Source organism: Edaphobacter aggregans DSM 19364 (assembly GCF_000745965.1).
In the GTDB taxonomy this organism is placed as follows: Bacteria; Acidobacteriota; Terriglobia; order Terriglobales; family Acidobacteriaceae; genus Edaphobacter; species Edaphobacter aggregans.
On sequence record NZ_JQKI01000154.1, the window covers coordinates 1 to 11,790 of the forward strand.

General features: G+C 56.4%; 9 protein-coding genes and 2 pseudogenes. 5 read left to right on the plus strand and 6 right to left on the minus strand.

The genetic code is table 11. From position 1 onward, the window contains the following. Both Q363_RS43195 and Q363_RS46955 read right to left on the minus strand, forming a co-directional pair. Positions 1-248: pseudogene (locus Q363_RS43195) on the minus strand (hypothetical protein); the annotation flags it as partial. Positions 249-483: 235 nt separating this feature from the next. Then, positions 484-588: pseudogene (locus tag Q363_RS46955) on the minus strand (DUF7706 family protein); the annotation flags it as partial. Between the two features lie 118 nt (positions 589-706). Here Q363_RS46955 and Q363_RS27210 point away from each other — a divergent pair. Next, a complete protein-coding gene (locus Q363_RS27210; protein ID WP_157467663.1) occupies positions 707-1,015 on the plus strand; it encodes a hypothetical protein in 309 nt (102 codons plus the stop codon). Between the two features lie 1,196 nt (positions 1,016-2,211). Next, positions 2,212-4,890 carry a hypothetical protein gene (locus Q363_RS27215; protein ID WP_035356984.1) on the plus strand — a complete coding sequence of 893 codons (2,679 nt, stop codon included), beginning with the start codon at positions 2,212-2,214 and terminating at the stop codon, positions 4,888-4,890. Positions 4,891-5,394: 504 nt separating this feature from the next. On the opposite strand, the gene Q363_RS27220 is transcribed toward Q363_RS27215, so the two are convergent. The 4 genes from Q363_RS27220 to Q363_RS27235 all read right to left on the minus strand — a co-directional run bounded on the left by Q363_RS27220 (position 5,395) and on the right by Q363_RS27235 (position 9,711). Next, positions 5,395-5,700 (minus strand): hypothetical protein, encoded by a 306-nt coding sequence (locus Q363_RS27220; protein ID WP_035356985.1) that lies wholly within the window; start codon positions 5,698-5,700, stop codon positions 5,395-5,397. Between the two features lie 496 nt (positions 5,701-6,196). Continuing rightward, the gene (locus tag Q363_RS27225; protein ID WP_245632510.1) at positions 6,197-7,159 is read right to left on the minus strand and encodes a DUF2950 domain-containing protein; all 963 of its coding nucleotides are present in this window, start codon (positions 7,157-7,159) and stop codon (positions 6,197-6,199) included. 104 nt (positions 7,160-7,263) lie between these two features. Beyond that, a complete protein-coding gene (locus Q363_RS27230; RefSeq protein WP_035356987.1) occupies positions 7,264-8,691 on the minus strand; it encodes a DUF3300 domain-containing protein in 1,428 nt (475 codons plus the stop codon). Positions 8,692-8,757: 66 nt separating this feature from the next. After that, entirely contained in the window at positions 8,758-9,711 is a 954-nt protein-coding gene (locus tag Q363_RS27235) for an OmpA family protein (protein ID WP_035356989.1), read from the minus strand. A gap of 457 nt (positions 9,712-10,168) precedes the next feature. Between Q363_RS27235 and Q363_RS27240 the strand changes: the two genes are divergently transcribed. The 3 genes from Q363_RS27240 to Q363_RS46960 form a co-directional block, all read left to right on the plus strand. Further along, positions 10,169-10,672, plus strand: a complete 504-nt coding sequence (locus tag Q363_RS27240; protein WP_211256379.1) for a DUF4386 domain-containing protein — start codon at positions 10,169-10,171, stop codon at positions 10,670-10,672. Positions 10,673-10,703: 31 nt separating this feature from the next. Further along, positions 10,704-11,516 carry a YihY/virulence factor BrkB family protein gene (locus Q363_RS27245; RefSeq protein ID WP_169747153.1) on the plus strand — a complete coding sequence of 271 codons (813 nt, stop codon included), beginning with the start codon at positions 10,704-10,706 and terminating at the stop codon, positions 11,514-11,516. A gap of 52 nt (positions 11,517-11,568) precedes the next feature. Beyond that, positions 11,569-11,790: helix-turn-helix domain-containing protein (locus Q363_RS46960; RefSeq protein ID WP_425387792.1), on the plus strand; the 222-nt coding region annotated here is incomplete at its 3' end.

Sequence of the window (11,790 nt, forward strand, 5' to 3'; positions counted from 1 at the left end):
GACCGTACCAGTTCGAGCACATACTCGCGAATCCCAGGGATAAGGTGGTTGTTCGATGTGCGACCACGAGCCTTGTGGATCAGCGCACCTCCACCCCCGTCGCGATACGCCGTCAGCAGCCGCCGTGTCTGCCTGGTACTGAGTCCCAGAATCGCCGCGGCCGAAATCTCCGTGCGCCGCCGTGCCAAAACCTCAGAAAGAACCTCTATGCGTTGCAGTTCACGTCCGCTCATCGTTACTAAGCCCAATCTCTTCCTCCCGAAGCTCACTTTCGGAAGGGTAGTTTGGACATTTCAACTTTGCAGAAACCGGACATTTCTACTTTGCGCGTACAGGCCCACTATACATAAATTACATTATCAGACGTGGAATCAATAACTTACATATTGATCGTGCCAGCATAACATCTCCGTTGCGGGAGGTGCTATTGCTCTTTGGGATTCATCTCGGAGCATACCCAGCATCAGCCAGGGACTTCTGAATCTACATACGTCCGGACCGAATGAGATCGGCTTCCGCGTCGCTCGAAGAAAGCCCGCGCCATTCGCTCCAATCCACCCGCTTCATGAACTGCGCCAGCTCCCAGGTTTCGTTATCAGAACTGACACTGGTGGGTGGGGCAGATCAAGACGCGGAGCTGATGAATCAGGGCTGCATGGAAAGCGAAACAAAAGCGAAACTATAATCGTTGTCCATGACGTACTTCATGGAACCGATGACCAAGCTGAAGCGGCCATCGACGCACCGTGTCTACATGCACTACCAGAACCGTGACGGCTATCAGATCTCGTTCCTGAAGCCTGACCTCAAGACCCACCTGCCCTTGAAGCTCACTTTTCGTACCGACCCGATAGGAAAGATCCTGGAGATGCACGAATGCTGGGGCGAAGATAAGTCTGACGCTTACCGAAGCCAGCTTCTTCGAGAGATGGAGATGGGCCGTCCTGGAGGAATCTGGCTGATCGTCTCCGAGGAGCAGTACCAGGTGCTGAACTCTCAGCGCCGCCGGCCTTAGTCGTCTAGGATGCAAGCCGTCATCTGGCGCATGACATGAATTGTCAGCTGAGTCTGTTCGATTCCCTTCTGAGCGCCCCGCGCGCTTGATCCGCTTCCAAAGACGGAGGGTAGTTTCTGACCCCTGCCGATGGGCAGAACGAAGGGTATGACCGAAGCCATGCCCTTGGGTTCTGACCGCTAACAAACCAACCGGAACTCGGCGAATTCCAGATTGACTATTCAGTTTGTTTAGCTATCGCAAATCGCCAATGGCGCTCGCTAGACAATCCAAGACCGGCAGCTAACATACCAGTTATCCGGGTTCCGGCCGTGTAGCGGTTACCCTTCCATAATCCGTAAGGTGAGGCTAGCGACCAACCGGAATGTACTCGAACCAGAAATTCTCACCGATGCAAAATGGCGTTCTCACTCCATGAGAACGCCAAAGCAATTCACGTGGACGAGTGGTCGGCATGTGGCTTTCCATTATTAGCTGTTGACGCAGACCGGTTGTCCGCAAGTGAAGATGCGAGATCCTTCTGGCAGGCAAGCGCAGTTCCCAGCAAGGGTCCGTGGCAAAAAGCTTTGGTTCCAGGTTCGAGTCCCGGTGGGCCCACCAAAACTCCATCCCCTCCAGCCCAAGTGCGCCGACGGTACCATCGCCTGGCTCGACCGCCACCTCCCTGTCCAGCGCTCCGTTTCGTCTCAGTCAGGTCGAGCCACGCAGGCCTGACACTTGCGACTCCTGAAGATTGCAAAAAATATCTTGAATTTTGTTCCAACCATGCTATTGTGACCGAACTCCCCAAGCAGGCTCCAAAGTTAATCTCCGGCCTTTGCCGACAACTCTATCGTTGAGCGTTACGGAGTTTCTTTTGATGCGCGTTGCCCTTGGTTTTCTTACGTTGTTGCTCCGTTGCCTTGCGGCTGTAACAGCATGTCCTCAGCCGCCGGTTGCAGGAGCAACCGCCGCTCAGGAAGCGGGCCTCGATGCGATCTTCAACAAAGTAGTCGTGCAGTCTGCGGGATGCACGACTGCTGCCGGACCCTCTGTGTGGAATAACCAAAACCGATCTGGCAAAACTACAGGATCAGGCGCTCGACGCGTCAATCAACTACTCTGCCTGCTCCGCAAGGAAGACGGTTCCAGACGTCAACAAGGCGTGGTACAGAAAGCGCGCAGCCTTCTGGAACGGCTAAGAGAGAGGTCAAGCAATGCGTCAACAGCTATCGCGATGGCTTCAATACATCTACTTCCTTCGCTTCTGCATTCTCACCTGGCTCTTCCTGCCGGTGCTTATCTTCCTCGATGCCACCGGCAAAACCACCTCCATTACACGCGGTATCTTCACCATGGAGAGCGGCTGGCAAGCTTATAACGCTGCCTTTTTCGTTCTTGCCCTCAACATGACCGTTCTCATTACGGCCCGAAACATCGTCCGGAATGGGTCAGCCCGCTTCATCTCGCAGGCGCCCGACCTTGTGGACAGCGCGCTTTGCTCCACCGGACCGCTCGCGATGTGGCTTGTGCTGATTGTCGTGCATCTGCCGACAATCCTGACCGTCGGGTGGCTCTATCGGCTCGCCCGGCACGAAGAAGTCATAAAGAAGTTCCCATATATCGGCTTCAACCTCCTCGCGGGACTCGGCTTTGGAATGATCTTCTGGCTTCTCGTCTCCATTTTTTATTACTGGACGTATCGATCAGTCGCCGCTCGTAAGAATCCCTCTGCGCTCATCTTTCCCGAGTCTCCCAATGGACTATTCTCGCGAATCAGCGAGCTTAAGCCTCCTCGCGTTCGCTGGCTTTATGACTGGATGCTTCCCCTGCTCAAGCTATCCTGCAGCGGATACGCCGACGCGCCCGGTGGGCCTTTGTGGGAGCTGCACTTTTTCTCCACCGTCTCTCTCCTTGGCTTCTTCCTTCTGTACGTCTTCCTCTATCCGGCGACAGCGCCCATCCCACGCCACATGTCGTTCTACATCCTCGGTGTGGCTGCAGTCGTACTCTTAATCAGCTTCCTTCGTGTCATCTTCAGTGCGCCTTTAACCGGCTCTCTCAGCCGAAACATAAGGATTCTCTTTGTCCTTGTCGCCTTCGCTCTCTTTCTCTCTTTTTTCTGGTTCAATCTTGGGCCCGACGGTCCTGCAAATCGCCTCGAGTTTGCGTTTCCTGCGCTCGCCTCCATCATGGTCATCACTACCTTCAGTCTTTGGTTCCTCGCCGGTTTGAGCTTTTTCCTGGACCGTTATCGGGTCTCCGTGGTTGTCTTCACCTCACTGCTTATCTTTCTCCCCAAACTTGTCAGCTCAACGAGTGGCGAGCATTACTATGCCGTCAAATCGTTGAAAGCTCCCGTTACCGCGCCAACTCCAGCTGAAGTCTTCTCCATGCGCGCTACGGCCCCGGACGAGCCCTACATCATCGTGACCGCTTCAGGCGGCGGGATTCACGCTGCCGCCTGGACCGCACAAGTCATGTACAAGCTCGAGACCGCCTTCGCCAACGATCCCTCGCTCGCCCGGCGCTCTTCCCCATATACCTTCCACGACCATCTTTTGCTCGCCAGCGGCGTTTCAGGGGGCAGCGTCGGGCTTATGCCTTTCCTTCTGGAGTACCAACTGCCTTCAGGTGCTTTCACCAGTGCTGGATTGGATAAGAGAATCACTCTTCCACCAGCATGCTCCAGTCTCGAAGCTGTTGCATGGGGCCTTGCGTACTACGATCTCTATCGACTCCTGCTCTCGCCCCTTCCGACACCGTGGCCCGGCAACGAAGGCCCGGATCGCAGTTGGGCGCTCGCAGAGGCCTTCAACCGCAATCTTCGTGACATAAACTGCAGCACTGGCGATACAATCCTGCGACTCGAAAAAGATGGCGGCAACATCGATGGAGACAACGTCGGCCTTAACAATGCCGCAGATCTTTTGCGGCAGGGCAAGATGCCTGCCTTTACCTTCAACACCACATCGGAGGAGACGGGCGGTCGCTTTCTCCTCTCCGACTACAACGTGCCCTCACCCCCTCCCCTTCCGGACAGAAGGGAGAATGATTTTATTCCCTCTGAGTCCTTTCTCCACGTCTATGCCCAGGACAAGGAGTGTGGCCCAGAGAAGCTGGCCTGTATCAAACAGGCAAAGGAGAGATGCGAACAGAACGGAGAAGATTGCACAAAGCCGGTCGATGAGTGCAACAACCAGGAGAAGGCCTGCCAGAAACTCGGGTTTGCCGACCTTCCATTAGCCACTGCCGCCAGGCTCTCGGCCACCTTTCCTTATGTCTCTTCCGGAACCCGCATTCCTCTCGCATATGCCCGCCACGCCTACCACTTTCTCGACGGCGGATACTTTGACAACGACGGCACAGCATCTGTCATCGAGTTTCTGAAGTCGGCGCTCGATAAACCAGACTCAGCGACGCACGTGCGAAAGATTCTTCTCATCGAGATCCGCGATGGAGCCGACCTGTCGCCTGAGTCAGAAGACAGCGAGTTCAATCAAGCCACGCGAGCAAGCGACTGGACCATTGGCGCTCAGATCACCGCTCCGCCAAAAGGTCTGTGGAACGCAGGGCATGTCAGCATCGCAAAGAGAAATAGAAGAGAGCTCTGCCTGTTGGAGCAGGGCTTCCCCCAGGTCGAGATCCATCACATCGTATTTCCCATCTATACCCTGAAGAATGAGCAACAGCCTCTGAGCTGGAAGCTGACGCCACGGCAGCTGCGCCGGATTAACGAATGGGTCGATAGCGGCGACACCAGCCAGCCAGTGCCCCAGCTCAAGATCAAGGACTCGATCGACTGGATTAAGGCGATCCTGGACCCCCAGGGCCCAGGCGCTGCCGCCCTCAACCAGCTCTCCGATCGGGAAGGCAGGTGCTCCGTATTCCCGTGAGCGCCGTCCGTCCGGATTCCCGATCGGGCCTGCTTTCCACGACTTCCACCCCTATCCACAGTCGCTGCACCACTCCTGCGCCTTACGTGGATCCTCTTGTCACGCTGCACTCTCTCTCTCTCAAATCGCGGACAAACTTCGTCGCGAACGTCGTCCGCGATTTGACTGCAAACGTCCGTTATTTCAGCGCAATGACTTCCAGAAAAAGCGGACAATGCTGAAAATAAGGGTCGCCAGTCCGCGAATTGAGTGCAGCGTGACACCGGCCTTAGTCTTCTAGGATGCAAGCCGTATCTGGCGCATGACATGAATTGTCAGCTGAGTCTGTTCGATTCCCTTCTGAGCGCCCCGCGCGCTTGATCCGCTTCCAAAGACGGAGGGTAGTTTCTGACCCCTGCCGATGGGCAGAACGAAGGGTATGACCGAAGCCATGCCCTTGGGTTCTGACCGCTAACAACCAACCGGAACTCGGCGAATTCCAGATTGACTATTCAGTTTGTTTAGCTATCGCAAATCGCCAATGCGCTCGCTAGACAATCCAAGACCGGCAGCTAACATACCAGTTATCCGGGTTCCGGCCGTGTCGAAGGAGCCGTCATACACGGTAAAGAAACCCACCTCGAGGTTCCCGAGGGGCACGAACTGGGCGAAGTGAGGTGTGCCGACGGTCGCCAAGTCTTTCTGGGTCCGGTGCGCCCTCGCACGCAGCAGCAGTTCTACCTCGGTGTACGCAAGTTTTGATTTGATCGGTAGGATCATCAGAAACGGATTGAGTACTCCGGCGCCGGTGACGTCTGCGGCGGCCGCCATGGCCTTGATCTCCTTGACTGTCACGTCCGGGTAGGCAGTGAATATAGGTCAACGGACTAAGAAGGTGTTCAGCCGTCCATTCGACGAACGCGTCTGCGTTGTCGGCGACTGGGGTCGGCGGTGGACTCTCGACATGCTGGAAGACGGCGTCGAACACCGGCCCAGCGTGTTTTGCCAAATCGGCCATGAGCGGACCGAATTCGCCGTCGAAGTCGCCAAGAAAAAGGAGGGTCTTGTCGTTCAGCACCGTAAAGCGCGAGTAATGAATGGTACCGATCGTATCTTCGGCCTTGAAAAGGCTGGGCATCATAGGTGGAAGCTCTTGCGCAATCGCCTTCGCGTCCGCCGGCGACTTCAGGGGGAAACTGAGGGTAAAGTGGCTCTGGCTCATCGCGCGATCTCCTTTTGCTACGTGTTCGTTTGTGTTGTCGCTGTTGGATTGCTCTTGGCGTGGGCGTTGCGGGCAGGAACTTCGGAGTGGCGTCCTCACAAGTTCCTATTCGGGCACCGCTGTCCAGGTTTTGTCAGGATTGAATTCTGTCGCCGCCGCTGCATTTTCGGTCGTGCTGTTGCCAAGGTCCTTGTCGTAGAGGACGCCATTCTGGTTGATGATGAATGTCGCGATACCGGTGTCGCCGTACTTCTCAGGGTAAGCGATGAAGGCGAAGCCTCCTGTCAACTTTCCGTTGACGATGTAGTCTTTCGCGCCGCCCCGGGCATCGGCGCCCTGTTTTGTGAGCATGCGATAGAAGTAGCCATGAAATGGCTGCTGTCCTGCCTGCGGGTTGAATTCTTCTGTGGAAGCGAACGCTACCAACGGACCCAACGGGCTCCTAGGCTTTCCTTCGGCCGATTTCCAGTAAAGTCCGTTCTGCTTTCCTTCGTCACTAACGAACTTTTGAGCATACTGTTTTACGCCGTCGTGACGTTGAGCCAGGTATTGGGCCTGGGCATCCGCCATCGCATTCATCACGTCGATGGTCGCGAGTTCATTGTCTCCAATGCGCCGCGCGAGCATTTCGGCCTTCCCGGCCGCGGTATCGAAGGACCACTGTCCTCCGCTGTTCTTCGCGAGCGGGATTGGGAAAGCATGATTGTCGGCTCCGACTACGAGAACCTCGCTGCCGTCGGTCTGTTTGCGCCAGCGGTTCATGGTTTGATATGCAGTTGTGAAGTGGTCGGCCGTCTGCTTGTCCTGCACGGCATCGCCGGAGAAGATAAGGTCCGCGGCACCTGGGCCAAAGATCGCAAGGAGCGCATTTCGATCGTCCGCTTTTGTGGCGGCGACCAGCGCTGCACCAGCTTCGTCGGGTGTGGCGAATGTTTTCGGGCGGGCCTCTGAAGGGGCCGGGGCTTTCGATGTGTTGCAAGCGACGAGTGGCAGGAATGCCGCCAGGACAACGGCCATCGTCCAGAATCGAAAGAGACTCATCGAAGGATTCAGCGCTACCGTTAACATTGCGGTCTCCCTGTGACGTAATTGGTTGTTGCTTGCTGGGGACGTTCAGGAGTGTGTAGCTAGAGTCAGTTCGCGTCTAACGCTCTGTGCCGGTCACGCCAGACTTATCTTCGTCCTCCTCCACGGAACCCTCCACCACCGCCCCAGCCTCCACCACCGGCACTGCGACCGCCCCAGCCTCCACCACCCCCACCACTGCCCCAGCCGCGTGCGCTTGAGGATCGCGATTGCCAACCGCCACCGCCTCCGCCAGAGAATCCGCTGAACGCTGTTGATCCCCTGCCGCTTCCACTGGCGTCGTTATGGTAGGCGGAGGAAGAGTCGCCCCAACCATGGGCTCCAGCCGATGCTGAACCGGATGTGTTTTGCCAGCCGCCGCCGGTGTTCTTATAGACGTTGCCGTTGGCGGCAGCGTACCTGTTGCCACTGGAAGTCTCCGCTGTCCCAACAGACCCTGCAGCACTCGAATAATGCTGGGTATCCACGGTCTGGCCGTTCTTCGAGTAGGTGGAGCTTCCCCAGTTCGAATAGGCGTTGGAGCCCTGATGGGTGGCGCCATAGGCTCCGGTATATGGGTTGTACGCCTGTCCTACCTTTTGCGTGCCGTATGCCGTTGACGTCGACGCGCCGCGTGCATACGTGCCGGTGGAGGGGTTGTAGCCAGCGGAGGCGTGGGCGCTGCCGTAGGCTCCGTAGTAGGACGCACTGGAGCCGTAGTAGCCGCCGTGCCAAGCGGCGTTACCGTAGTAGGCACCGCCGTGATAATAAGCTGCTCCGCCGTACCAGTTGCAGCCCCAGTAGCTGTATCCCCAACCATAACCGCCGCTCATCATTGCACCGATCGCCAAACCTGCACCGAAGGCGAGTACTCCGGTGGCGACCATGTCTGTCGTGCTGTATCCCGGAGTTGCTACGGGAGTGCCGTAGACCACGGTGGGGTTGTATTCCGGAACATAGACAATCTGAGGATTGGTCGGCTGGATAACGATGGTCTGCGGGGACTGCTGCACTACCGTAATCTGAGGGCCGGACTTGAGATTGCCTGCCTGCTTCGCTTCTGCACGGAGGGCTTGCACCGCTTTCATGACATCGGCTTGCTGGTTGTGATACGCCTCGCCGAGGGACGAGGTCCAGGCGAGGCTTTGTGCCATCTTGTCCAGGACGGATGCGAACTGTGTGAGTGCCTTAACGCTAGGGTCCCAGGTTTGTTTATTGACCGCCTGCGCCAGTGCGGTTCCAGTGAGGGCCTTATTGGTCTTGAGCCAGTTGTCGGCAATGGCAACTTGGTCCGGAAACGTTGCGGCACTGAGAATCTGGGCCACCAATGCATCCGGATACAGTGCGATGGGCGCCACGAGTCCCTGCAACTCGGCAGCGGTCATTGGGGCCCCCTGGCCCGAATAGTCTGACGCGGACGCCGCTGGTTGCGACTGGTAGAACATAGCGGCACAGGCGCCGATGGGTGTCGTCACTGCGATAATAGGGGCGCACAAGGCAGCTGACAGAATCTTCTTCCCGAGTGTCACGTTCATTCGGAGACTCCTTACGACATCATCGGCACGCGCCATTCGCCATTCCACTGCGGCCTCTTCCCGCCATCAAATCGCTTGATCAAGACCCTTGTTGACCAGCACTTTTACATCGACACGCCGGTTGATGTCCCGTCCCTCGGGATCGGAGTTTGGTGCGGCTGCATGGGTTGCTCCATAACCAGCGGGCGTCAGAATACGCCGCATAGGCACATTGGCCGAATTGCGCAGGTAATCTGCGACGGCGGTAGCCCGTTCGTCACTGAGCTTCTGGTTTTGGGCTTTTGTTCCCGTGCTGGAGGCATAACCGGCGATCTCTATCATGTAGTTCTGAGTGGACATTGCGTCGGTGGCAAGCTTGTCCAAGGCTTTCTTATCCGCTGCTGACAGGGTTGATTGGTCTGGATCGAAAAAGAGTGCGGCTTCGACTACGGTCTGATAGTCACCGAGGTTTGACACTCGTTTGTTGACAAGCGAGATTGCCTCAGCATCCATAACGGCCCCGGCGCCCGCAGCAGCCGCCAGTTGACCCGCCTGGTTCGCCGAGGCCTGCGCCTGGCCCGCTGCGGAGACACCTTGATTGGCTGTGGCTTGCGCATTAGCCGCTGCAGACTTGTTGGCCTCGATCTGCTGCTCCTCGGCAACTTCGACGGCAAAAGTGTCAGGATTGAAAGTAATCTTGCCGGCGTCCAGTTGACCCTTGCTGTTCCCAACGCCTTCCACCGATATAGTCAAACCCGGAAGCATGGCGGTGACGTCCATGTGCGCTTTGCGGAGCCTGAATGACTTTTCGCGTTCAATTTTGGTGTCGTCAGTGATGTTAACGATCGCTGATGTGCTTTCCTTCTTCACCTTGACGGTCACCAAGTCGCCGTTGCGGGACACGATGGTGCCAGTGACCTTGGCCTTCTTGCCGGCTTCGAACTTTTTAGTAGGCGCGGCGGCATGAGAGAAGCTGACCAGTAGAAGGATCAGCGCGGGAAGATAGAGTAACTGCCGTGTCTTGATGGTGATGAGTCTCATTGGTTTCTCTCCGAATACAGTCTGGATTCTTTGGGAATTGCGCCTTTGAGCCGGACAAACCGGCTGGCGAGCTATCTCGGAATCGGTCCAGATGCCGATCCGATCACACCGTCGGCTAAAAGTTAGCTGTGGGCGGCGGTGCTGACAACTAGCGTTAATTGAGGTCCCGGGATGAACCTTGTATCAGGGGCCGATTTGGGGGGCCAGGTAGGAGACCCTCTCAAACCCGTCATGGAATGCCGTAGTAACGAGCAGGGCCTTCGAGGTTTGATGGTCAGTAATTATATGCCGCTTTTGCTAACAGTGGGAGCTGGTCTTCACCTATGTCCAGCTCACTGCGGAACAATTCCGCTGGGAAGGCCGGGAAGTACTGACGCCGGGCAAGCATGTCATCGCGTTTGACTTTAAGTACGACGGGACCGGTTTTGCCAAGGGCGGCACCGGCGTCAATTGGGGCTTGGCATTGTTCGCGGCGTTCTCCAGATTCGTTTACGTCACGATGTGGTTCGTTCAGGTGCTCGGCTCGTTCAGCGCTCTGCGCGTCATGGACGGAGGCGGGTCGCTGCAGGCGTTCGAATCAAAGCAGTTGCAGGCGCTGGCGGGATTGCAGCTTGCCTCCGGTTGGGACGCTTACTACATCGGCTTGGCATTCTACGCGCTGAGCACCTTGCTGTTTAGCTGGCTGTTCTTCCAATCGAGATACATCCCGAGAATCCTCGCGGCGTGGGGCGTGCTGGCCTCGCTTTTCGAAGGGGTGTGCGCGTTCGCGTATCTGAACGACCGCGGATTCGGAGCGGTGGTTTCCGTAAGCTGGTACGAGATGCCGACCATGCTCTTTGAGCTGGCGCTCTGTATCTGGATTCTGTGGAAGGGGCGGAGGGTGGCCAGAATCGGAAAGACGATCCCCGTCGGCGTTGGAGGGATCCGACTTGTTTCGACTGCCGTACAAGGCCTTAAGTAGAATGCGAGCCAAAGACCTTCAGGCTGCGTCAATGGCAAAACAACAGCCTACCACCGCGAAGCAATTCAATTCTCTTTGGAGTCTGGGAGGTCTGACTCCTTGGCAACTTGTTCACAATGTTTTTGAGGAGATCAGGGCGAACAATATTTTCGGACGGGCATCCGAACTGGCATTCTATTTCTTATTCGCTCTCTTCCCGTTGATTCTGCTATTGATGACTTTGTTTGGTCTGTTCGTCTCACATAGAGTCGAACTTCAAAACGATTTAATGTCATATTTTGCAGAGCTAATTCCCCCCTCGGCGTTCCAAATCTTGCGCCATATCGCCAATGAGCTGGCTGCTCATGCTAGCGGCAGAAAGCTGACGTTTGGTATTGTTGCTGCGCTCTGGAGCGCTTCCAGTGGCGTACAGTCCATGATTTCCGCTCTGAACCTGAGTTACCACGTCCCCGAGGCTCGGGCCTGGTTCAAAGTTCGCACCATAGCACTGGGATTGACAGTGGTGATCGCCATTCTTGTTCTCACAGCGTTGCTCATGGTATTGGCGGGCAACCATTTTGTCGGCTGGATAGGCACGGGACTGGAATTGCACCCGGTTGTCGTCTTTGTTTGGAAGGCGATTCAATGGCCGCTTGCCATCCTGTTCGTTTCTATATCCTGCTCCTTGATTTATTATTCCGGCCCCAATTTGAAGGAGCGACGCAGTTGGCAGTGGATGACCCCAGGTGCGGCATTTGGTTGCCTTCTGTGGCTACTCGCCTCGGTCCTGTTCCGCATTTACTTGCATTACTTTAATACCTACAGCGCTTCGTACGGATCACTAGTACTGTGGCCGCATGTATAGGTAACCAATGTAGGCGCTTGTTGGGTTCTGGTGCTGGCTGTATATCTGGGGAGTGAGCAGAGGCATACGACTTCAGATTGAACTCAAGCAGCGAGATCGACAGCAGATCGATCAGTTGTTAGGAGGCGGGTTGCAGTCGGTACGCACGACATTGCGCGCCTTGGCCTTGCGTCAATTGGATCAGGGACAGTCCACGCCTGCGGTGGGAGCCAACCTGGGGCTTTCCGCCAAGGCGGTATGGCAGATCGGCAAGCGGTATCTTGATGGCGGGCTG

Coding starts and splice junctions, on each gene's coding strand:
- Q363_RS27210 (WP_157467663.1), top strand. CDS start 707: ATGGAACCGATGACCAAGCTGAAGCGGCCATCGACGCACCGTGTCTAC.
- Q363_RS27215 (WP_035356984.1), top strand. CDS start 2,212: ATGCGTCAACAGCTATCGCGATGGCTTCAATACATCTACTTCCTTCGC.
- Q363_RS27220 (WP_035356985.1), bottom strand. CDS start 5,700: ATGGCGGCCGCCGCAGACGTCACCGGCGCCGGAGTACTCAATCCGTTT.
- Q363_RS27225 (WP_245632510.1), bottom strand. CDS start 7,159: ATGTTAACGGTAGCGCTGAATCCTTCGATGAGTCTCTTTCGATTCTGG.
- Q363_RS27230 (WP_035356987.1), bottom strand. CDS start 8,691: ATGAACGTGACACTCGGGAAGAAGATTCTGTCAGCTGCCTTGTGCGCC.
- Q363_RS27235 (WP_035356989.1), bottom strand. CDS start 9,711: ATGAGACTCATCACCATCAAGACACGGCAGTTACTCTATCTTCCCGCG.
- Q363_RS27245 (WP_169747153.1), top strand. CDS start 10,704: ATGGCAAAACAACAGCCTACCACCGCGAAGCAATTCAATTCTCTTTGG.